This is a genomic window from Polaromonas sp. P5_D5 (genome assembly GCF_054049435.1).
The window spans coordinates 44,256-66,687 of the sequence record NZ_JBFUMJ010000006.1 but is presented as its reverse complement, the minus strand read 5'-3'; the positions used below and the strand labels follow the sequence as shown (position 1 = coordinate 66,687).

The 22,432-nt window shown below is 64.8% G+C and carries 20 protein-coding genes; 6 read left to right on the top strand and 14 right to left on the bottom strand.

Features of this window, described 5'->3' with window-relative positions; genetic code table 11:
• Positions 1-44 precede the first annotated feature (44 nt).
• The 12 genes from ACXJKE_RS20035 to atzF form a co-directional block, all read right to left on the bottom strand.
• On the bottom strand, positions 45-1,634 hold the full coding sequence (locus tag ACXJKE_RS20035; RefSeq protein WP_457282337.1) for an ABC transporter ATP-binding protein: 1,590 nt from the start codon (positions 1,632-1,634) through the stop codon (positions 45-47).
• A complete protein-coding gene (gene biuH, locus ACXJKE_RS20030) occupies positions 1,631-2,326 on the bottom strand; it encodes a biuret amidohydrolase (RefSeq protein WP_457282451.1) in 696 nt (231 codons plus the stop codon). The genes ACXJKE_RS20035 and biuH overlap by 4 nt, the downstream gene beginning before the upstream one ends.
• Positions 2,327-2,358: 32 nt before the next feature.
• Positions 2,359-3,279 carry an ABC transporter permease gene (locus tag ACXJKE_RS20025; protein ID WP_457282336.1) on the bottom strand — a complete coding sequence of 307 codons (921 nt, stop codon included), beginning with the start codon at positions 3,277-3,279 and terminating at the stop codon, positions 2,359-2,361.
• Entirely contained in the window at positions 3,276-4,367 is a 1,092-nt protein-coding gene (locus tag ACXJKE_RS20020) for an ABC transporter permease (RefSeq protein WP_457282335.1), read from the bottom strand. The genes ACXJKE_RS20025 and ACXJKE_RS20020 overlap by 4 nt, the downstream gene beginning before the upstream one ends.
• A gap of 40 nt (positions 4,368-4,407) precedes the next feature.
• A complete protein-coding gene (locus ACXJKE_RS20015) occupies positions 4,408-5,511 on the bottom strand; it encodes a BMP family ABC transporter substrate-binding protein (RefSeq protein WP_457282334.1) in 1,104 nt (367 codons plus the stop codon).
• Between the two features lie 40 nt (positions 5,512-5,551).
• The gene (gene hpxZ, locus ACXJKE_RS20010) at positions 5,552-5,938 is read right to left on the bottom strand and encodes an oxalurate catabolism protein HpxZ (RefSeq protein WP_457282333.1); all 387 of its coding nucleotides are present in this window, start codon (positions 5,936-5,938) and stop codon (positions 5,552-5,554) included.
• A complete protein-coding gene (locus tag ACXJKE_RS20005; RefSeq protein WP_457282450.1) occupies positions 5,935-7,332 on the bottom strand; it encodes an AtzE family amidohydrolase in 1,398 nt (465 codons plus the stop codon). The genes hpxZ and ACXJKE_RS20005 overlap by 4 nt, the downstream gene beginning before the upstream one ends.
• A 5-nt stretch (positions 7,333-7,337) precedes the next feature.
• Positions 7,338-7,562, bottom strand: coding sequence for an AtzG-like protein (locus ACXJKE_RS20000; protein ID WP_457282332.1), 225 nt, complete (start codon positions 7,560-7,562; stop codon positions 7,338-7,340).
• Between the two features lie 13 nt (positions 7,563-7,575).
• A complete protein-coding gene (locus tag ACXJKE_RS19995) occupies positions 7,576-8,397 on the bottom strand; it encodes an ABC transporter ATP-binding protein (protein ID WP_457282331.1) in 822 nt (273 codons plus the stop codon).
• Between the two features lie 158 nt (positions 8,398-8,555).
• Complete coding sequence (locus ACXJKE_RS19990) at positions 8,556-9,392, bottom strand: ABC transporter permease (RefSeq protein WP_457282330.1); 837 nt, start codon at positions 9,390-9,392, stop codon at positions 8,556-8,558.
• Between the two features lie 5 nt (positions 9,393-9,397).
• Positions 9,398-10,417, bottom strand: coding sequence for an ABC transporter substrate-binding protein (locus ACXJKE_RS19985; RefSeq protein WP_457282329.1), 1,020 nt, complete (start codon positions 10,415-10,417; stop codon positions 9,398-9,400).
• Between the two features lie 64 nt (positions 10,418-10,481).
• A complete protein-coding gene (gene atzF / locus ACXJKE_RS19980; protein WP_457282328.1) occupies positions 10,482-12,179 on the bottom strand; it encodes an allophanate hydrolase in 1,698 nt (565 codons plus the stop codon).
• A 248-nt stretch (positions 12,180-12,427) separates the two neighbouring features.
• Here atzF and ACXJKE_RS19975 point away from each other — a divergent pair, with 248 nt between their 5' ends.
• The 6 genes from ACXJKE_RS19975 (at position 12,428) to ACXJKE_RS19950 (ending at position 20,292) form a co-directional block, all read left to right on the top strand.
• A complete protein-coding gene (locus ACXJKE_RS19975; RefSeq protein ID WP_457282327.1) occupies positions 12,428-13,135 on the top strand; it encodes a haloacid dehalogenase type II in 708 nt (235 codons plus the stop codon).
• 76 nt (positions 13,136-13,211) lie between these two features.
• The gene (locus tag ACXJKE_RS19970) at positions 13,212-15,440 is read left to right on the top strand and encodes a malate synthase G (RefSeq protein ID WP_457282326.1); all 2,229 of its coding nucleotides are present in this window, start codon (positions 13,212-13,214) and stop codon (positions 15,438-15,440) included.
• Positions 15,441-15,935: 495 nt separating this feature from the next.
• Positions 15,936-18,479, top strand: coding sequence for a DUF1631 family protein (locus ACXJKE_RS19965; RefSeq protein ID WP_457282325.1), 2,544 nt, complete (start codon positions 15,936-15,938; stop codon positions 18,477-18,479).
• 76 nt (positions 18,480-18,555) lie between these two features.
• Positions 18,556-19,374, top strand: coding sequence for a fused MFS/spermidine synthase (locus ACXJKE_RS19960; RefSeq protein ID WP_457282324.1), 819 nt, complete (start codon positions 18,556-18,558; stop codon positions 19,372-19,374).
• Between the two features lie 172 nt (positions 19,375-19,546).
• Positions 19,547-19,984, top strand: coding sequence for an OsmC family protein (locus tag ACXJKE_RS19955; protein WP_457282323.1), 438 nt, complete (start codon positions 19,547-19,549; stop codon positions 19,982-19,984).
• A gap of 29 nt (positions 19,985-20,013) precedes the next feature.
• On the top strand, positions 20,014-20,292 hold the full coding sequence (locus tag ACXJKE_RS19950) for a hypothetical protein (protein ID WP_457282322.1): 279 nt from the start codon (positions 20,014-20,016) through the stop codon (positions 20,290-20,292).
• Positions 20,293-20,313: 21 nt separating this feature from the next.
• Here the strand turns inward: ACXJKE_RS19950 and ACXJKE_RS19945 are convergent, their stop codons facing one another.
• Both ACXJKE_RS19945 and ACXJKE_RS19940 read right to left on the bottom strand, forming a co-directional pair.
• Entirely contained in the window at positions 20,314-20,649 is a 336-nt protein-coding gene (locus ACXJKE_RS19945; protein ID WP_457282321.1) for a hypothetical protein, read from the bottom strand.
• Between the two features lie 133 nt (positions 20,650-20,782).
• Positions 20,783-22,168 (bottom strand): zinc-binding metallopeptidase family protein, encoded by a 1,386-nt coding sequence (locus ACXJKE_RS19940; protein ID WP_457282320.1) that lies wholly within the window; start codon positions 22,166-22,168, stop codon positions 20,783-20,785.
• Positions 22,169-22,432 lie beyond the last annotated feature (264 nt).

Here is a 22,432-nt window from a genome sequence, read left to right as displayed (position 1 = left end):
TCCCCTTGAGGGGGGAGCGGCTGCAGGCCGCTTCGGGGGGGAACTCATCGTCCCCCGCCCATGTGCGCACCCAGCACCTGCCGCTGGGCCCCGGAGGCCGCGGTCTCGAAGACGATGCGCCCCTCGCTCATCACCACGATGCGGTCGGCCAGTTCAAGCAGTTCGTCCAGGTCTTCGCTGACCAGCAGCACTGCCGCGCCCTGCTGCGCCACGCCCCGCAGGCGGGTGTGGATTTCCTTCACGGCGGCGAAGTCCAGGCCGAACACCGGGTTGGCGGCGATCAGCACCTTGATCTCGCCATGCAGCTCGCGCGCCAGCACGGCACGTTGCACGTTGCCGCCAGAGAGGCTGCGAATGGGTGCGTTCTCCCCCTGCGTCTTGATGCCGTAGCCCTTGATCCATTCGCGCGCGCGGCTGCGCCAGAGCCCGAATCGCAAGCGTCCCGCGGCGCATAGCGGCGGCCGGTCGAAGTCGCGCAGCGCCATGTTTTCGGCCACGCTGAAGTCACCCACACAGGCATTGCGCAGCGGCTCCTCAGGCAGGCTGCGCACCTTCAGGCGGTGGTTCTCGCCCCGCGTAGCAGCGTAAGGCTCGCCGCCCACCCGCACCATGCCGGCGGCGCGCGCCCGCTGGCCGACCAACGCTTCGACCAGCTCGCGCTGGCCGTTGCCGGATACGCCGGCGACGCCGAGGATCTCGCCCGCGAGCACCGACAGGCTCAGGTCGCGCACCGCTAGCGTGCCGCGGTCGCCCATGACCTGCAGGCCGTGAACATCAAGGGATGCGGTTTGTGCCGCAACATCGACAGCCCGCACGGCGCTGGTGGCAGGCACCTTGGGTTCCGTGGCCTGGTTTTCGGGGTGGGCCGCGGCCGCATCACCCACCATGGCCTGCGCGAGCCGCGCCGGGTCGGTCGCCGGCACCGATGTGACGTGTACCGCCTTGCCGCGGCGCAAGACGGTCACGTCGTCGGCATAGGCCATGACTTCGCGGAACTTGTGGGTGATGATGAGCACCGTGCAGTGGCCGGCACGTGCGAAGTCGCGCACATGGCCCAGCACTTCGTCGGCCTCCTGCGGCGTCAGCACCGAAGTCGGCTCGTCCAGGATCAGCAGGCGCGGCTTGAGATAGAGCTGCTTGAGCAGTTCGAGCTTTTGTTTCTCGCCGGCGGCCATGTCCAGCGGACGCGTGTCCAGGTCCAGCCGGAAGGGCGTGGTTTGCACAAAGGCCTCCAGCTCCGCGCGTTTTTGCGTCCAGTCGATCAGCGCCGGCGTCTTGCCGCCGGCCAGCAGCAGGTTTTCGGCGACCGTCATGCCGGGCGCCAGCGTGAAATGCTGGTAGACCATGCCAATGCCCAGCGCGCGAGCCACCACCGGATTGGCGATCGTCTGCTCACGGTCGTCGATGACGATGCTGCCTTCCGAGGGCCGCTGGAATCCCGCCACGCACTTGACCAGTGTGCTTTTGCCCGCGCCGTTTTCACCGAGAAGCGCATGCACGGTTCCCGGCGCCACCTTCATGTTGACACCGTCGAGCGCCGTGAAGCTGCCGAACCGCATGCTCATGCGGTAGATGTCCAGCGCCAGCGCGCCGGTGGCGGGCGGCAGGCTGCCGATGGTGATGCCTGGACTCATGGCGTGGCCAGTGCGTCCAGCACCGCCGCCGATGAAGCATGCGCGCCGAACACGCCGCCCTGCATGGTGATCATCTTCAGCGCTGCCTCATGGTTGCCGCGGTCGGTGGCGGCGGTGCAGTCCGACAGCAACAGGCATTCGAAGCCGCGGTCGTTGGCGTCGCGCATGGTGGTGTGCACGCAAACGTCGGTGGTGATGCCGGTGAGAATCAGGTTCTCGATGCCGCGCGTTCGCAGCACCATCTCCAGATCGGTGGCGTAGAACGAGCCTTTGCCGGGCTTGTCGATCACCACCTCGCCGGGCAGCGGTGCCAATTCGGGAATGATCTCCCAGCCCGGTTCGCCGCGCACCAGGATGCGCCCGCAAGGGCCGTCGTCGCCGATGCCCGCGCCGTGGGCGCCGATACGGCGCGAGCGCCAGCGCTTGTTGGCCGGCAGGTCCGACAGGTCGGGCCGGTGGCCTTCGCGCGTGTGGATCACGTGGTAGCCCGCGGCACGCATGCCGGCCATCAGGGCCCTGAGCGGTTCAATCGGCGCGCGCGTCAGCGAGATGTCATAGCCCATCTTGTCCACGTAGCCGCCTTCACCGCAGAAGTCGGTCTGCATGTCGATAACGATAAGCGCGGTGTTGCCGGGCCGCAGGTCGCCGTTGTACGGCCATGGGTAGGGGTTGGCGTTGACGAAGCGTTCCATCTGGATGTTTTCCTTGTCAGTGCTTGCAGTCACTAGCGGGTGGCGGAAAGCTCGCCCGGGCTGCCACTCACGGTGCTGCCTGGCCGGCAGGTGATGACCAGGATCAGCAGGGTGAGCACATAGGGAACAATGTTGAAAAGGTGGTATCCCCAGTTGATGCCGACGGACTGCAGGGCCGGGCCGATGGCGCCGGCGCCGCCGAACAGCAGCGAGGCGTACACGCAGCGCAGGGGGCTCCAGCGCGCGAAGATCACCAGCGCCACCGCGATCAGGCCCTGGCCGCTGGAGATGCCTTCGTTCCAGCTGCCGGGATAAAACAGGGTGAGCGAAGCGCCGCCCAGGCCGGCAACCAGGCCGCCGGCGGCGGTCGCGGCAATGCGGATGGCGGACACCGAATAACCGAGCGAGCGAGCGGCGTTGGCCGAATCCCCCGCCATGCGTACCATCAGGCCAGCGCGTGTGTTGGCAAAGGCCCACCACAAGGCCACGGCCAGCGCCAGCCCGATCGGCACCAGCACATTGATCTGCAGCGCCGAGCGGACGGCGGCCGAGCTGCTCCAGCCGCCCAGCGCGATGGCGGGCAGTTGCGGCGCCTGCGGCTGGATCAGCGGCTTGCCCAGGTAGAAGGCCAGGCCCGTGCCCAGCAGCATCAACGCAATGCCGGTGGCAATGTCGTTGACCCGCGGTAGCGAGCAGAGAATGCCATGCAGTGCGGCCAGCAGCGCGCCGGTGGCCGCCGCCGCCAGCACACCGACCCAGGGCGAGCCCGAGAGCCAGGAGGCGCCGAAGGCCGACATGGCCGACAGCACCAGCACGCCCTCCAGCCCCAGGTTAATGCGGCCGGATTTTTCGGTGATGCATTCGCCCAGGCTGACAAAGAGGAAGGGCGCGCCGACGCGCAGCGCGCCGCCGACGATACCGGCGAAAAAGATCAGGAGCTGGTCGGTGGTCATGGCTTTTCCTCCGGCAAAGGAATCGGGCTCGGCTCCGAAGGGCCGAAGCGGCTGATACGCTCAAAAAAAGTTTTCCAGTCCACATCGCGCAGAGCCTCGCTGGCCAGGATCAGCACAAAGGCGATGCCCTGCAGCACCAGCACCGAGGCATCGGGCAGGCCCAGGCGGCGCTGCAGCAGGCTGCCGGCCGCGCCAAAGCCGCCGAACAGGATGGCCACCGGGATGATGGCCACGGGATGCTGGCGTGCGATGAAAGCCACCAGGATGCCGGCGTAGCCGTAGCCCGCGATCAGGGCGGCGTTGGCATTGGTGTGCACGGCCGCGACCTCGATGGCGCCGGCCAGGCCGGCGCAGGCCCCGCCCAGCGCACAGGCCAGCAGGATCAGCCTGGAGGCCGGTAGCCCGACGAGTTGCGCCGCACGCGGGTTGCCGCCGACCACGCGCACCGCGAAGCCCGAGGGCGTCATTCGAAACCACAGGCCCGCCGCCAGGCAGGCCAGCACGCCGATCACCAGCCCCCAGTGCACATCGGAGCCGGCGATGCCGCCGATGCGCAGGCCTTCGGCCAGCGAAAAAGTCGACGGCTTGTTGAGGCTGGACGGATCGCGCAGCGGCCCTTCGACCAGGTGCTTGAACAGGCCGACGGCCACATAGGCCAGCAACAGGCTGCTGATGGTTTCGTTGATGCCGCGGTATTGCCGCAGCCAGCCAGCCAGCCCAATCCACAAGGCACCGGCCAGCGCGGCGGCGAGGCAGACCATCACCGTGCCTGCCATGTTCGCGGGCAGGGGCAGGCTTTGCGCGAGGCCGGCGCAGGCCAGTCCGCCCAGCACCACCGCGCCCTCGCCGCCTATGACTGTCAAGCCCGCGCGCGCCGGAATGGCGACACACAGGGCTGTGAGCATCAGCGGCGCGGCGCGCTGCAGCGTGTTCTGCCAGGAATACCAGTCGCCGAACGCGCCCTTGAACAGCAGCAGCCAGACCTCCAGGGGGCTGACACCGGCGAACCAGGCGAAAACCCCGAACACCCCCAGTGCCGCGATGATGGCGCTGCCCGGCAGCAGGAAGTTGGCGAGGGAGTGGCGCATGGATAAGGAAAGTCTCAGGCCCGCAAGGTCAGCCGCCGGTTCACACGGAGCCGATCACGCCTTCGACCAGGTAGTTGATCTTCTCGAGCTCAAGGTCGGTCTGCTTGAAGACCTTGCCGGAAGGCACGATGGTGCCGCCCTTGTTGTCCTTGAGCGGACCCTTGAAGATGTCGAAACTGCCCGCCATCATCTGCGCCTTGACACCGTCGGCCTGCTTTTTCGCCGCCTCGGTCACGGTGGGTCCGTAAGCCGACATCTTCACGTAGCCGTCCTTCAGGCCGCCGCGTATGAAGTTGGGGTGCGGCTTGCCGCTGCGTGCCGCCTCGATGAAGGTGGTGTAGGCCGTGAGCCAGTTCCACTCGGCACCGGTCAGGTAGGCCTGCGGAGCCAGCTTGGCCTGGCTGGCGTGGTAGCCGCAGACCATCTTGCCGCGCTTGGCGGCTGTTTCCACGATGACCTTGGGGCCGTCCACGTGCATGGTGAAGACGTCCACACCCTGGTCGGCCAGGCTGTTGGTGGCTTCAGCCTCCTTCACGGGCATGGACCAGTCGCCGGTGAAGATCACGCTGGTGGTGATGCCGGGCTTGACCGAACGCGCGCCCATGGTGAAGGCATTGATGTTGCGCAGCACTTGCGGGATCGGCTTGGCGGCGATGAAACCGATCTTGTTGCTCTTGGTCATGTGGCCGGCGATCACGCCGTTGAGGTATTGGCACTCATCGATGTAACCAAAAAAGCTGGCGGTGTTTTTCGGGTGCTTGCCTTCCGTCCACATGCCGCCGCAATGCGCAAAACGCGCCGCGGGAAACTTGGCCGCCACCGCCAGCATGTGCGGATCGAAGTAGCCGAAGGAGGTGGGAAACACCAGGCTGGCGCCATCCTGCGCGATCATGCCGGTCATGGTCTTCTGCACGGCCGCGGTTTCGGGAACGTTTTCTTCTTCCACCACCTTGATGCCCGGCATCTTCTTGAGCTCGGCCGCCGCTTGCGCCTGGGCCTGGTTGTAGCCGTAGTCGTCACGCGGGCCGACGTAGATCACGCCCACGGTCAGGGGCTTTTGCGCGAAGGCAAACGGGCCGGTTGCCGCGGCGCCGAGCGCGGCCAGGGTCTTGATCGAATCGCGGCGATTGAGGAAGTTGCTCATGGTCAATGCTCCAGGGGTTATGAGGTCAAGGAAATGAAACTCAGGCAAGAAGACTCACGTGCGCGGCGACCACGCGCCAGCCCTCGGGCGTGCGCATCCAGGTCTGGCTCTGCCGGCCGGTTCTGGCGCTGCCGGCGCGCTGGAATTCAGTATTGGCGGTCGCCATGTCGCGGCCATAGGTTGTGATCACGGTTTTCAGCAACCGCCGCTCCAGGCCCTGCGCCGGCCGTCCTGCCCGGAAGGCCTGGATGTCGGCGTAGCCGTAAAGGTTTTCCGTCGCGCCGTAGCGCAGGGTGTGCGGGCTGTTCCAGAACAGCTCGTCCAGCACGTCCACCTTGTTGTTGACCAGCGCATCCTCATAACGCGCAAACACCGCCGTGACTTCGGCCAGGACGTCGGGGAGGTTGATGGCAAGGCTGGGGTTCATGCTTGTGTCACCAGTGTGGCGGGCCGGATATGGGCGTCGCCGGCGTCGCCGAGCACCTGTGCGACCCGCAAGGCCAGGTCTTCGCGCCAGGGCGCGGCGATGACCTGCACGCCTATCGGCATGCCGCCGGCTGCCGGCCACATGGGCGCGGTGACCACGGGGCAGCCGGAAAAAGAGATGGGCTGGGTGAGCAGGCCCATCGCGGCGCGGCAGGGCTGGCGCACGCCGTTGATGTCCAGCCACTCGGTGCCGATGACCGTGGCGCCGACCGGTGTGGCAGGCGTGAGCAGCACGTCCCAGTCCTGGAACAGGGCGTTGACCTTGTCGCGGTAGCTGCGGCGAAAGCGCTGTGCGCGCACATACCAATCAGCGGGCTGCAGCGCGCCGGCGATGAAACGGTCCACCGACAGCGGTTCGAATTCGTCGGCACGCGTGCGCAGGTCGCCCAGGTGCAGGCTGCCGCCTTCGCTCGCGGTGATGATGAAGGCCGCCGCGCGCGCCAGTGCAGCATCCGGCCACACCACGTCGGCTTGCGCACCCAGGGTGCGGGCGGCCAGCGCCACCACCTCGCGCGCTTCGGGCCCGGCATTGTCGTGAAAGTACCCGCCCAACACACCGATGCGCAGGCCGCTTGCACCCTTGCCCAGGACCGGAGAGACCGGCTGCACACGCAGCGCATGGCAGCCCGGGTCCAGCGGGTCGGGCAACTGCAGCGCATCGTAGGCCAGCACCAGCCCGCCCAGGCTGCTGGCGAGCGGCCCCAGGTGGTCGATGCTGTGCACGAAGGGATAACTGCCGCGGCGCGATAGCCGGCCGAAGGTCGGCTTCAGGCCCCAGACACCGCACAGCGACGACGGCACGCGGATGGAACCGTTGGTGTCCGAGCCCAGGGTGAGGGGAACCTGCCCGGCCGCGACCGCCGCGCCGGAGCCGCCCGACGAACCGCCGGCGATGCGCGTCAGGTCGTGCGGGTTGCGGCAGGGGCCGTAGTGTGTGTTTTCCGTGGTGAAGCCGTAGGCGTATTCGTCCATGTTCAGCGCGCCGACGAGCACGGCGCCGGCCGCCTTCATCTGCGCGACGAGGACCGCATCGGCCGAAGCCGCGGGCAGGCCGCGGTTGATTTTTGAGCCGGCCAGTGTGGTCAGCCCTTCGATGTCGAACAGGTTCTTGACCGCGTACGGCACGCCAGCCAGCGGTCCCAGGGGTTCGCCGCGCGCCCGCTGCGCGTCCACCGCGTCGGCCTCAGCGCGGGCCCGGGTGCGGGTTGTTTCGGTGAAGGCATTGACCCGGCCGTCCGTGCTGTCAATGCATGCCAGGCTGGCATCGAGCAGTTCGCGCGCGCTGACCTGCCCTGCCGCAACGGCGGCGGCCATGGCGGACGCATCAAACACCATGCTTTTCATGACTGCTCGCGCCCGCCGTCGCTGGACGGGAAAACCGCCGGGCAGTAAATTTCGGCCGGCTCGTCGTGCGGGGCCAGCGGCGCCGCGTCCAGCAGCGCGGCCATGACGGTGGTGCGCTGCAGGTGGGCGGCCACGCGTGCCGCGCGGTCCGGCGGCAGCGGCAGGCCCAGCACCGCGCCGGCGCTTGCGACATAACTTGCAATGCTTGCTTCGTCCATCATGGCTGCAGCTTTCTCAACGCCTGACTTCGCGCTGGAAGATTTCCAGGCTGAGTTTCTTGGTGCTGATGAAGCTGGCCTCAGACAAGGTCTCCACCGTGCGCGGACGCGCATCGCCGTAGGGCAGGATTTCGGCTACGCGCGTCGGGCGCTTGGTCAGCAGCAGTACCTGGTCGGCGAGGTACACGGCTTCTTCCAGGTCATGCGACACCAGCAGCATGGTCGTGCCGGTCTGCATGAACACCTCCTGCAGTTTTTCGCGGATGAACAGCGTCATCTCGAAATCCAGCGCCGAGAAGGGCTCATCGAGAAACAGTACCTCGGGATTGGGCGCCAGCGCCCGCATGATGGAGGCCGTCTGCTGCTGCCCGCCCGAGAGCTCATAGGGGTAGCGGTTCAGGTCGAACTTCACGTCGAAGGAGGCCACGAGTTCGGCCATACGCCTGTCGACCTCGGCCTTGGATTTGCCTTCGAGCTTGAGCGGGTAGGCGATGTTGTCGATGGTGCGCATCCAGGGGAACATGGCTTCGCGGTAGTTCTGGAAGACGTAGCCGATCTTGGTGTCCTTGAGCGACTTGCCGTCAAACAGGATTTCGCCGGCGTCGATGGGGATCAGGCCCGCGATCATGTTGATCAGCGTGGACTTGCCGCAGCCGTTGGGCCCGAACACCGAGACGATCTTGTGCTTGGGGATGTCCAGGTTGAAGTCTTCGTACAGCGGCCAGCCGGCGAAGTACTTGGTCAGGCCGCGTATGGTGATGTGCGTGCCGGCCGGGCCGGGCTGGAATTCACGCACCGGGACGTCGGCGAATACGGGAGCATTAATTACAGCGGACATGTCGGACTCCGGTGGGATCCATGGGTAAACACAGCGGTGAGTGACTGCAGGCCTCTCACCTTCAAGCAGGGGCCGCGGAACCGGCTTTGCCGGGCCGCAGGCGCAGCGGCCCCCTCGGGGGGAAGCGCATTACACGAAGTGAAAAGCGTGGGGGCCATTTATCTTCCGCTCCAATGCACGATGCGTCGCTCTGCGACGAGAAAAAGGATATTCAGCGCATAACCCAGGGCGCCGGCAGCCAGGATGGACGCGTACATGTCCTTCACGTTCATGACCTGCTGCGAGTTGATGATGCGGTTGCCCAGGCCGGTGTCGGCGCCGATGAACATCTCGGCGACGATCACGATGACGAGTGCCATGGACACCGCTGAACGCAGGCCGACAAAGCTCGGCTGCAGGCTTTCCCAGATCAGCACGTCCTTGAACACTTGCCAGCGCGAGGCGCCCATGACCCTGGCCGCCATGACACGCTGCTTGCGCGCGTTGATCACGCCGTAAGCGCTGTTGAACACCACGATCAGCAGCGCGCCGAAGGCGGCAATCGCTACCTTGTTGATGTCCGACACGCCGAAAATCATCAGGAACAGCGGGATCAGCGCCGAAGACGGTGTGGAGCGAAAGAAGTCGATCAGGAATTCGACGCTACGGTAGGCTTTTTCATTGCTGCCCAGCAGCACGCCCAGCGGCATGCCGACCGCAGCGGCGATCATGAAGGCCTGCACCGTGCGCCATACGGTGACCGCAAAGTCCTTGAGCAGCGGTCCGCCGGCCAGGCCGCTGAGCAGCGCACCCAGCGCATCGATGGGTGGCGGCAGCAGGATGGCCTTGATGAAGCCCAGGCGCACGGCCAGGTCCCAGATGATGAAGAGCGCCACCGGGCCGATGAAGGGCAGGGCCTTGTCCAGCGCCGGCTTGCGCTGCACGACGGCCGCCGGCGCGGCCGGAGGCGTCCAGGGTTTGGCGGGCGTTGCCGTCACGGGAGAGGTGGTACTCATGGTGTTCAACCCTTGTAGAGCATGGTGTCCACGATGAGGCGCGAGCTGAAGATGCCTTTTTCGGAGAACAGGTCGAAGAATTTCTGGAAGTGCGCCACGTCGGCCGGGGTGAACTCGTTGTACATGGTGTAGGCGGCCAGCGGTACCTCGCCGGTGAGCGGGCCTTCGATGGCGGTGTAGCCCTTGAGGTACTGGCGTGCCTCGACCGATTTGCTGCGCACGTAAGCCACGCCCTTGCCATAGGCGGCGACGAATTTTTTTGCCGCGTCGGGATTCTTCTTGATGAAGTCGGAAGACAGCGAGGCCGAGCCGCCGAACCACGGCGCCATCGGGTCGCCCAGTACATAGCGCGCAATCACGCCGGCTTCAAGCACACGGGTGGTGCCATTCATGCGGCCTATGGTGCCGGTGGGCTCCAGCGTGTAGGCGCCGTCGATCTGGCCGGCGGCAAGCGCGGCCACATGCTGGCCGATGGGCAGCTCGACCACGGTCGCGCCGGTAGCGCCGCCGCGCTCCAGCACGGTCTTGGCCAGTGTCACGTTCTGGATGCCGGGGCCGGAGCCGACGCGCTTGCCTTTGAGGTCGGCCATCACCTTGGCCGGACTGGCCGCCGGCACGATCACCTCGTCGAGCACATTCTTCACGTTGCTGGGGTTGGAGCAGAAGATCTTGAAGGTGCCGGGCTGGGCGATCTCGCCGATGGCGATGTTGGCCGAACCGGTGCCGTTGGCGGTACCGTCGGCGCGGCCCGAGAGCACCGCCTCCATCACCTGCTGCGCACCGGCGAATTTGAGCGGCTCCACGTCAAGGCCGGCCTCTTTGAAGTAGCCCAGCTCGATGGCTGAGTAGAACGGCAGGCCGGCGGCGATGGGCCAGTAGCCGATGCGGATTTTCGGCCCGCCCTGCGCATGCAGGAAGGCGGGCGTGCCCAGCAGCCCCAAAGTGGCGCTGGCGGCCGTGGCCTTGAGCAGCGAGCGGCGTGCCGGGCCGTGGGGGGCGGATGACGGTGTGGGAACGGGCTTCATGAAATGCTCCTGCTGGTGATGGGTAAACGGTGGATGAACGGGTTGGTAAAGGGTGATGAAAGCTTCAGGCCGGTGCGCTGGACTTCAGTGATTCGAGGTAGGCGCGCCAGCCACCCAGATGCGTGATGTCCTCGGCGCCTTGCAGCGCGTGCGCCTCGCAAACAAAACCCTGGACGCTGCCGCCGCCCTCCAGCGCCAGCGTGCCTATGCCCAGGGGCGCGGGGATCAGCGCAACGAAAGAGCCGTAGTGCTGCACCGGCATTTCCCAGATTTCCAGCGCGATGCCCGCGCCCTCGTTGGGGGCCACACGCAGCAGCCCCGGCTTGGGCGGCACCGTACCCGGCAGCGCGTAGAAGCGATAGTCAGGCGCGGTGCGTGCGGGGCCCACCAGCGTGGCGCCGCGCGTTGTCAGCTGGCTGTTCAGCGGCATGCCCGAAAGATGTGCGCCCACCACGGCCAGCCTGACCGTGGCCGCCGGCTGGATGCCTGGCAACGCTGCGGGTGCGGGCAGCGCTTCGTTCAATGCTCCCAGCGGCAAACCAGTGGCATGGTGATAGCGCTGTCCCAACTCAGCCAGTTGCCAGTCGCTGCCCGCCAGCCCCACCAGCGTGATGCCGAAAGGCAGGCCGTCAGGACGCAGGCTGCTGGGCACGGAAAGGGCCGCGTAGTCCAGCAGGTTGACGAAGTTGGTGTAGGTGCCCAGGTTGCGGTTCAGCGTGATGGGGTCGCGCTGCATGGCCTGCAGCGTGTAGTGCGTGGGCGCGGTCGGCAGGAGCAGCACGTCAATGTCGCGCCACATTGCGCCCGCCTGCTGGCCCAGCGCGCGCAACTTTGTTTGGGCTGCATACAGGTCGGCGGCGCTGTATTGGCGGCCTGCGCCGATGATGCTGCGGACCGGTTCGATCACTGCGTCTTCATGTGTGTCGAAAAAATCGCGTACGGCGGTGTAGCGTTCAGCCACCAGCGCGCTTTCATAGAGCAGCGCGGCCGCCTCGGCCAGCGGCGCAAAATTGATGGGCACCGGCACGCCGCCCAGGGCCTGCATGCGGGTGACAGCTTCGCCAAAAGCCTGCTCGGCCAGCGCGTCGCCGCAGAAGCCCAGTGTTGAAGGCACACCGAAACGAAAGCCTGCGGGCAAGGCGGTGTCGGCCATCGCCAGCACGCGCGAGTAGGGATCCAGCGGGTCGTAGCCCATGGCCGCTTCGAGCACGCGGGCGGCCGTGGCCACGGTGCGCGCGAAGATGGAGACGCAGTCCACGCTCTGCGCGGCCGGCACCACGCCGCGCGCGCTGACCAGACCCCTGGACGGCTTCAATCCCACGATGTTGTTCAGGCCGGCTGGTACGCGCCCCGAGCCGGCCGTGTCTGTACCCAGTGCAAAGTCGGCTTGCCCGGTCGCTACTACATAGGCGGAGCCGGAGCTCGATCCGCCTGATACATAGTCGGGGTTGATGGCGTTGGGCACCGCGCCATACGGCGAACGCGTGCCGTTCAAGCCGCAGGCGAACTGGTCCAGGTTGGTCTTGCCCAGCAGTTGCGCACCCGCATCGAGCAGCTTTTGCACCACGGCGGCGTGCGCCGTCGGCGTGTAGGCGAAAGCGGGGCAGGCGGCGGTGGTTGGCACGCCCGCTACATCAATATTGTCTTTGGCCGCAAATGAGAGCCCGGCCAGCGCGCCGCCGCGGCCGGTCGGGAAAGACGATGTCCTGGTAATCCAGGCCTCGGGAGCCCAGCCGGCGTCCGTGCCCGCAGATGTCGTCACCTGCTCAGGTGCAGCAAGCGATTGAGGAGAGTTCGGCGATGAAGAGATGTGCACCAATTGAAAGCATCCATACTTGTGTACAAGATGAGATGCAAGAGCTGTGCCAATCCGTAGAGCCGTCCCAGCACTGCCAGTGACGAAAAGGACTTTGATGTCTGCTTGTTATCCGATTAGGCGTATGAATGTCATGGATAAAGCGATTCTTGGGTAATTAATCACGCTCGATGTATCAAATACAGTAGAGGCTTATGGAAAAGTCCCGCTCCAACCCACAGCCCAAGCTTCGTGCTGTGCTGTTTGACGCCTACGGCACGCTGTTTGACGTGTACAGCGTGGGCTTGCTGGCGGAGCAGTTCTTTCCGGGCAAAGGCGAAGTGCTGGGCGTGCTGTGGCGCGACAAGCAGATTGAGTACACGCGCCTGGTGACCATCAGCAACGGCGGCGCGCATTACCGGCCGTTCTGGGACCTCACACGCGCAGGCCTGCGTTATGCGTGCAAACGCCTGGGGCTGGATTTGAATGCCGCCCGTGAGGAGCAGCTCATGAACCAGTACCGCCACCTGTCGGCGTTTCCCGAAAACCGGGAGGTGCTGCAGGCGCTAAAGGCGCGTGGCATCACCACCGGCATCCTGTCCAACGGCGACCCCTCCATGCTGGATGTGGCCGTCAAGTCGGCCGGGCTTGAAGGTCTGCTGGACCACATCATCAGCGTGGACAGCATTCGCAAATACAAGACCGCGCCCGAAGCCTATGCGCTCGGGCTGAAAGCCACCGGGCTGGAGGCGAAACAGATCGCCTTCGTGAGCTGCAACAGCTGGGACGCACTGGCGGCCACCTGGTATGGCTACCAGACGCTGTGGGTTAATCGTTACCAACTGCCGTTTGAAGAGCTGGGCACGCAGCCCCTGTACACCGGCAGCAGCCTGCGTGAAGTGCTCTCGCTGCCGCTGCACTGATTTCGCAGGCTCGTTCTATTTTTTGTCTTTTAGTTTTTTTGATTCTTCTGATGCTTTTGAGAAAAGGGACCGCACCATGAACACAACCACCAACACACGCACCTCCAGCCACCGTCTGCAGGTCGCCACCGGGCTTTACCGTTTCATCGAAGACGAGGTGCTGCCTGGCACGGGTGTGCCCAGCAGCGCTTTCTGGAAGGGCTTTGACGCCATCGTGGCCGATCTGGCGCCCAAGAACCTCTCCCTGCTGGCAGAGCGCGACCGCCTGCAGGCCGAGATGGACGCCTGGCACAAGGCCCACCCCGGCCCCATTGCGGACATGAAGGCTTACCGCGCTTTCCTCGAAAAAACCGGCTACCTCGTGCCTTCGCCGAAGAAGGTCACCATCACCACTGCCAACGTGGACGCCGAACTCGCCAGACAGGCCGGCCCGCAACTTGTGGTGCCCATCCTGAACGCGCGCTATGCGCTTAATGCCGCCAATGCGCGCTGGGGCAGCCTGTATGACGCGCTCTACGGCACCGACGCCCTTTCCGAGGATGACGGCGCCACCAAAGGCAAAGGCTACAACCCCGTGCGCGGCGCCAAGGTGATCGAGTACGCACGTTATGTGCTGGATCGCACCGCGCCGCTGAAAAAGGGCTCGCACATCGATTCGATCGCCTATGCGGTCAAGGGCGGCAAGCTCGTCGTTACCCTGAAAGGCGGCAAGACAACGGCGCTGGAAGACGCCAGCCAGTTCATCGGCTACCAGGGCAAAGCCTCCGCGCCGTCGTCGGTGCTGCTGCAGCATAACGGCCTGCACATCGACATCCGCATTGACCGCGGCACGCCCATCGGCAAGACGGATCCGGCCGGCGTGAGCGACCTGGTGATAGAGGCTGCGCTGTCGACCATCATGGACCTGGAAGACTCTGTGGCCGTGGTGGACGCCGACGACAAGGTGCTGGCCTATCGCAACTGGCTGGGCATCCTGCAGGGCACACTGACCGAAAGCGTGACTAAGGATGGCAAGACCTTCACCCGCGGCCTGAACCCGGACCGTGAATACACCTCGCCGAAAGGACCCAAGGGCAAAGCAGTGGTACTGCACGGCCGTTCGCTGATGTTCGTGCGCAATGTGGGCCACCTGATGACCAACCCGGCCGTGCTGTACACCGCCGCGGATGGCAGCACGAAGGAAATTCCGGAAGGCATCCTGGACGCCGTGATCACGACCACGATCGCCATCCACGACCTCAAGCGCAAGGGCAAGCCCGGCATCAGGAACTCGCGCAAGGGCTCGGTCTACATCGTCAAGCCCAAGATGCACGGCCCCGCTGAAGTGGCATTCGCCGCCGAACTTTTCAGCCGCGTCGAAAAGATGCTCGGCCTGCCGGGCAGCACGGTCAAGCTCGGCATCATGGACGAAGAGCGCCGCACCAGCGTCAACCTCAAGGCCTGCATCGCCGCCGCTTCCAGCCGCGTGGCCTTCATCAACACCGGTTTCCTGGACCGCACCGGCGACGAAATGCACACGGCCATGCAGGCCGGCCCGATGATCCGCAAGGGCAACATGAAGATCAGCCCCTGGCTCAGCGCCTACGAACGCAGCAACGTGCTGGTCGGTCTGGCCTGCGGCCTGCGCGGCCGCGCCCAGATCGGCAAGGGCATGTGGGCCATGCCCGACCTGATGGCCGACATGCTCAAGGCCAAAATCTCGCACCCGCAGGCCGGCGCCAACACCGCCTGGGTCCCCTCGCCCACGGCCGCCACGCTGCACGCGCTGCACTACCACCAGGTCAATGTGGCGGCGGTGCAAAAAGACATCGAGAAGACGGTCGACCTGAAGTCCGAAATCGCCCGCCTGCTGCCCGAGCTGCTGCTGGTGCCGGTCTCGCCCGACGCTCAATGGACGCCTGCCGAGAAGCAGCAGGAGCTGGACAACAACGCCCAGGGCATCCTCGGCTACGTGGTCCGCTGGATCGACCAGGGTGTGGGTTGCTCCAAGGTGCCCGACATCCACAACGTCGGCCTGATGGAAGACCGCGCCACGCTGCGTATTTCCAGTCAGCACATCGCCAACTGGCTGCTGCATGGCGTGGTCACGAAAGCGCAGGTCAAGGAAACCTTTGAACGGATGGCCGCCGTGGTCGACGGCCAGAACGCGGGCGATCCGCTGTACAAAAAGATGGCGGGCAACTTCGAGGCGTCAGCGGCCTACAAGGCAGCGTGCGACCTGGTCTTCAAGGGCCTGGAGCAACCCAGTGGCTACACCGAGCCGCTGCTTCACGCCTGGCGGCTGAAGGTAAAAGCCGGCTTGTGAGCTGTTAAGTCTGCGGCAGGGGTGCGGACGGGGGCTTGCGCCTGCTGCAGCCTGTGCCTGACAGAGCCAGCTTGCTACTGAATTGATAGCTGTTGGCGCAGGCTGCTATTGGCCTGCAGGCCAAATACTCTTGGAAATCTGGGTTCGGCCCGCTGGCGCCGGTGCGCCCCCCATGGCGGATGACAGCCGGTCAGGCGTTGATAACCCCTGAGCTTGCGGAGGTGTTGCGCCAAACTGACCTTTACAGAGAGCCGCCGATCTTGCAAAACCGGCCGCTCATCGCCATTCGCGGGATTTAAGGGCTGGTTATGGACCGTTCCGTGACAAAAACCCTGTAATTCATATGTATGCGTTGGAAACCAAGTGAAACACTTTGCAAGTACTTCAATGAAATCGCGGTTGGCCCTTACGCTAGCGTCTCCCCCTTCTCCGGCCACAGATCGGTTGCAAGCCGGCCGGCAAATGTGATTAATACCAATTTTCCCGAACTCCTCGATGGCTTCGCAACCTGACGTCCTTCAATCCTGTCTTCAGGCGGCTGCCAAAGCAGCCCGGCCTGCGCTGGAACGGTGCATTGATGACGCCGTGGCGGGGCTGCAGATTGCCGAGTCACAAAGCCCAAAAGTGGCCGAGCGCGACGAACTCGCGGCGGCCTGGCGGGGACTTCAACAAAACAAGCCCGTCTGGGTCGTGCAATACCCGGCAGACCTGCTGGTGCATTTCAAGGCGAATGTGGCTGTTGCGGTGCAGGCGGTGCGCACGCCGGCAGCATCGCCAGACCAGCTCGCTGCTTCAGCCGCCGCCGCATCCAGCACCTTTGCCGCCCTGTCTTATGCCAGTTTCGCCCTCGTCGATGACGAGGACGTGTCCCAGGCCATTGAATCGTCACGGCTGCTCCAGCTGGTGCTGCCGGCGGTCGACCACGTCCTCGCCGAACTCAACAAGCTGATCAGCACCGTGCAGGGGCTGCCCAATGTGCGCCCGGAGCTCAATCCGCTGCGCCCTGAAGTGTTTGCACAAACCCTGCGCGAAATGATCACCGCAAGCAATGCGGGCCCGGCCGTCGTTTCGCTGTGGCTCAGGTATCTTGCCGAGCCTCTGGGGCGCGAACTCGGGCAGGTCTATGAACGCCTGGTTAACCAGCTCGAACTTGCCAACGTGCAGGGAGCCAGCTACCGCGTATTGCAGACCCCTGCAAGCGCAGCCCCCGGCCGTGCCAGGGGCGCGGGAGGCGCAGGCTCCGGGTCGGGCACCGGTACCGGAGGCGTCGGCGGCGGTGAGGGCGGAAACGGTGGGAGCTCCGTCGAATCCGGCCAGCACCAGCCGCCCCCGCAATATGCCGACCTCTCCAACTATGAGATCCGGGACGAGCTGTTCCAGGATTTCCTGTTCCATGGCGGCAGCAACGCCCATCACGGGCTGGCGCCGTCCTATTACGAAACGGTCGAGGAAGAGCTGGTCGCCCTTCAGGAAGCGCCCGACTCTTCGGGCGCGCCGCTGGGTGAGTCGCAAGCCCCGCCCTCACATGAATACCAAAACCTGCCGGCGGTAGACCGTCCGCAGCGGATGGTCGATGAGCGCAGCCAGCTCAGCCCGCAGGTTTGGGGCTCGTACGCCCGCCCCCGCGAGCGCGCCATCGTACGGACCCAGCTGAAGAAGGAAGCCAAGCAGGTCGGCCAGGTGCTCGGCCTGGAAGTGGTGCGCAAGCTGGTCAAACAGGTCGCGCAAGACCCGCGCCTGCTGGTGCCGGTGCGGGAGGCCATCGTGGCGCTGGAGCCTGCGTTGCTGCGCCTGGCCATGGTGGACCCGCGCTTTTTCAGCGACGAAGGCCACGCCGGGCGCCGCGTCATGGAGCGCGTGGCGCAGCGCAGCTTCAAGTACAACGACGAATTCAGCCCCGAGTTCCTGGCGTTTTTTGAGCCGGTCACGCGCGCATTCAACGGGCTGAACAGCCTGACGATTGAAGATGCCCAGCCTTTTGCGATGGCACTGGCCGAACTCGAATACGGCTGGGACGAGCAGGACCAGTTCGAAGCGGAAAACCGCAACAACGTGCTGCAGGCCCTGCGTTTCGCCGAAGAGCGCCAGACGCAGGCGGACCAGATCGCCTTTGAGCTGAGCACACGCTCGGACCTGGACAAGGTGCCGGGCCTGGTGCTGGACTTCCTGTTCGGCCCCTGGGCGCTGGCCATGGCGCACGCCAGACTCTCCGATACACGCAACCAGGTTGATCCGATGGGCTTCGGTTCGGTGGTGCCTGACCTGCTCTGGAGCGTCAAGCGGGAAGTCACCCTGAAACGCCCGGCCAAACTGATCGAGATGATTCCCAGCCTTTTGGGCAAGCTGCATGAGGGGCTGGAGTTGCTGGGGCAGGACCCGCGCGAAAGTGAGCCTTTCTTCGAGGGCCTGATGATGCTGCACCGGCCCGTGCTCAAGCTGCGACGCCTGAAAAGCCGGCGTGACGCCGAAGAATCGGGCGCCGTGCCACTGGAGGCCGAAGAAGATTCGGCCACGCCTGAACAGCGTCTTGCCAAGGCCGCCGCGCACCCCTGGCTTGCGCGCGACGACCTGGACGCCGCAGGGTTTGAAGACACCCTGCCGACTGTGCCCGGAGAACTTGCTCCGATCGAGGAAGACGAACCGCCGCCGATAGAACCCATGCAAGCGGCAAATGAGCCCGACTCCAGCCATCCGGAATACCTTGCCGCGGCGGCAGCCTCCGCAAATGCAGTACCGGCCATGGCTCAAAGTGAAGCCGAGCGCCTGTTGCTCAGCCTGCGTTCCGGCCACTGGGTGGATATGTACTCCAGGCGCCGCTGGCTGCGAGCCCAGCTGATCTGGGCCAGCACCAAGGGCACGCTGTTCATGTTCGTGAGCCACGGCGGCCAGCCCCACTCGATGACCAAGCGTAGCTGCGAACGGCTGATCCGTGAACGCCTGCTCCGGCCGGTCGACAGCCAGGGTGTGGTGGCGCAGGCCCTGGATGCGGTCGCTTCGGAAGTCGCAACCACAGCGCAGCCGGAATCCCAGCCGGTCTGAAGGGGGAGGCCGCACGAGGTGGCAGTTACCTGCCGCCGGATACATGGCGGAACCCACCCGTACAGCTTAAAGCCTCATGACCTCCTGGCCCGACCTCAATCAATTTCCTGCCGCCGCTGTACCTGCTGGCCCTGCTGAATTGCAGCAGCCAGCGCATGCCCAGCCCTTTGTGCATGACGACGGAAGCACCCGGTCGCTTCACTTCACGATGGGTGAACTGCAAAGCCGCATGCTGATGCACAGCCCCTGGCACCTGGAAGTGGACTACACGCTGACGATGATGGGTTTCCTGCTCTTTCGGCCCGTGCCCCTGCACATCGGAATGATCGGCCTCGGAGGCGGCTCCCTGGCCAAGTTCTGCCACCGGCAGCTGCCGTCCAGCCAGATGACTGTGCTGGAGATCAACCCTCAGGTGGTGGCGCTGCGGCGCGAATTCCACGTGCCCGACGATGACGCGCGGTTCCGCGTCATCGCCGCTGACGGGGCCGATTTTCTGCAGGCCGGTACCTCCCGGTTCGACGTGCTGCTGATCGACGGGTTTGACCACCAGGGGCAACCGCCGGCCCTCTGTTCGCAACGCTTTTATGACGACTGTTTTGCCGCGCTGTCGCCGGGCGGCGTACTGGCGGTGAACCTGCACTACGATGACCCGGACTATCCGCTGCTGGCGGGCCGCATTGCGCGCAGTTTCGATGGCAATTCCGCAGAAATTCTTGCCCAGGAAAAAACCAACAGCATCGTGTTTGCCTACCGCGGGAAGCCCGTTTCCGCGCGCAGGCTCTCGGTTGCGCAAGCTCTTTCCGCACTGGCGGACGACGAGGGCCGGGCCCAGCTCAGGGCCGAGTTTGGGCGGATCACCTGGTACATGAAAGACCCGGGCGCAGACGACGCCTGACCGGTGCATCCCGGCTCACACCGGATCCGGCCACGGCGGGAAGGCCTTACCCCGACGTGCGGTGCTGTCCGACGGCCAGCCCCCAAAAAAACAGGCACGCTGGAACGTTCAACATTTCATTTCACTGTCCTGCACGGATATACCCTGCACGCGCACAAACCTGGAGAACCCCATGACCGAAAAAACCGCATCTGTTCACTGGGAAGGCCGAGGCAAAAAGGGCCAGGGCCAGATCAGCACCGACACCGCTGCACTCAAGTCGTATCCCTACGGCTTTGGCAGCCGCTTTGAGGACGACCGCAGCGGCACCAATCCTGAAGAGTTGCTGGGCGCCGCGCATGCAGCCTGTTTCACCATGGCATTTTCTTTTGCCTGCGACAAGGCTGGGTTCGGCACCAGCTCGGTGGACACCCGCGCCAGGGTCCGTCTGGTGCCGCAGGGTGATGGCTTCCTCATCGACCGCATTGCGCTGACCCTGGAGGCCGTGATTCCGGATATCGATGAAGCGAAATTCCAGGAACTCGCCGAAGGCGCCAAAAAGGCCTGCCCGCTCTCCAGGGCCCTGGCCAGCGTTCCCGAAATCACCCTCGCAGCGACATTACGCCGGTAGCTTTTTCCGCACCCAGAAAGAAACCCGATATGAATCCCAGGACGAATTTTTCTTTTGAGGTTCAATATGCCGCACAGTCAGGCGCCGCGCAGGACGAGCGCGACGGCCTGATGGGGTCGCTGGGCCCTTCGCTGCAGAAGCTGTTTGCCGCAGACGACCCTTCGGCCACCGTGACGGTGAGCGACAGCCACAAGGGTGACGGCAACAAGATCATTGAGTTGACGACCACCCTGCAGGATCCCCAGGTCGCCGCAACACTCCAGGCGTTTTCGAAGCAGCACGGCGTGGCCGTGAGTGCACTCGAATAGCCGGCCCTGGTGCGGCCTCGCTCAGGCTTGCCACACACCGTAACCCGCTTCGCGCAGGGCAATACCCAGTTCGACTTCCATGTCGCGCGCCGCGTCGTAGGGCATGGGGTTGTACATCTCGTACAGCTTGGGTAAAAGCCGCACGCCGAAATCACGGGCGAAACGGTTGGATTGAATGCCGGCCTTGTGTTTGTCAAAACGCACATCCGGGTCCAGCCCGGTCATGCCCACATACACAAAAGGCTTGCCCAGCTGGTAGTCCGGATTGGCGCGGCGAAAGCGTGCCACGTTCCACACTTCGGGCCCAAGCTCGATCACATAGACGCTGTAGTGATGGCCTCTGGGTCGGGTGGGCATGAATGGGCGGGCGTGGAGGGTGGGCGTTGTGCCGACTTTAACGCATCGCAATCCATTCAGGCGCTATCAAAAAAATAGCTGCTTGCGCGCGTCCTTATTGGCCTGCAACTTCTTTCTGCCTGAAAATCGCGCGCTAGCCTTGCTGTTGCTGTTGCTGCTGCGATTCCTTCATTTCTCCATTTTCTTCCTCTGTTGGGCTCTGGGTCTGCGTCTGTGCCTGTGTCTCATCCGGGGCCTGCTCCTGCAGCCAGCTGCCCGACGACACCACCAGGTGAATGAAGTGCAGCTTGGCGACCGCCTCCGTTGGCAGGATGAAGGGATAGAAATCGGGCTGGCCCATGCTGCGCGACATCTCGTTGAGCATGGTGGTCAGGCGCGTCCAGTGGTTCAGAAAGGTGAGGAACTGCTCGGCATCAGGGTGTTGCGGCTGATACAAGGCATCTATCGTGAAGGGCGTGAACTCCAGGTCGAAGTGATCGACGCTCAGGCCGAAACTTAAAGCGGTGTCGATCGCATCGCGCATGTGCAGGTAATGCGCCCAGCACTCGGCCCAGTCCTCCCAGGGGTGAGTACTGGCGTAGGCGCTCACGTAATGCAGCGGCCAGTCCGCGGGCGGGCCCTCGTCGTAGTTGCGCTGCAGGCTGGCCTTGTAGTCCAGGGTTTCGTCGCCGAAGAGTGCGTGAAAGCCGTCCATCCAGGCAGTGCCGGCGAGCAGGCGGTCCCAGTAGTAGTGGCCCACTTCATGGCGGAAATGCCCAAGCAGCGTGCGATAGGGCTCGCGCATGGCCTTGCGCACCGCCTCGCGCTTGGCGTCGTCGGCCTCGTCCACGTTGAGCGTGATGAGGCCGGTGTTGTGGCCCGTCATGATGTGCGGGCCGTTCACCGGCGAACGCAGGAAGTCGAACATCAGGCCGCGCTCGGTGTCTTCGCTCATGCGGGACGCCACCGGCAGCCCGAGCAGGATCAGCGCGGACACCAGGCGGCGCTTGGCCAGCTCGACCAGCCCCCAGAGGTAACCGTTGTCGGGCAGGGCTGGGTCCGTCAGGTCCGGAATGGTCCGGTTGAGGCGGCAGGCCCGGCACATGTCGGCGGGGTCCTCCACCGGCACCAGCCAGTTGCACGATGCGGGGGTTGAGAGATTGAGGCATCGCCTGTAAAGAGGTTCGCCGTTTTCGGCAGGCTGAGCGGGCGGTGCCTGCGTCGCCTCGGCTTCCTCAACGGGTGCGGCAGGCGCAGATTCCTGGCCAGGAATTTCCTCGAGCAAAGGCGGCTGGATGTCGTCGGGCGGCGCGCCGGCCGGTGCGCCGGCGGCCTGCCATTCCTGCCAGGTGCCCTCTTGCGGCCCAGGCATCAACGGCAGCAGCAGGCCGCGCTCACAGTCATAACCCAGCGGCGTGCCGCAGGCCAGGCATTTGCTGTTGCGAAAAAAGACGGGCTGCCCGCAATGGCAACGGTAGTTGCGCCCGGCCAGCAAAGGCAGGGGTTGGTCGGTGGATCTGGATGGCGTGGTGAAAAACAAGTGGCTTGCCCGAATGAATGGTGGGCCCGCAAGGCCGAAAGCGCAAAGCACCTGGCAGGAGAACACCCGGCAGGAGAACCCGAGGGTACAGGATAGCCCCGGCGAAGCCTCCGGGGCCCGGCGCCAACACCTGTCATGCTGTCAGTGGAGGCCGACAAAACAAGGCCGGGCTCTTGCTTTTATCATCGGGTATCAGACATGTTTGCGGGCCAGTTAACCGGACACCCGTAAAACCCTGTGTTCAACCCGCATCAACCACCACAC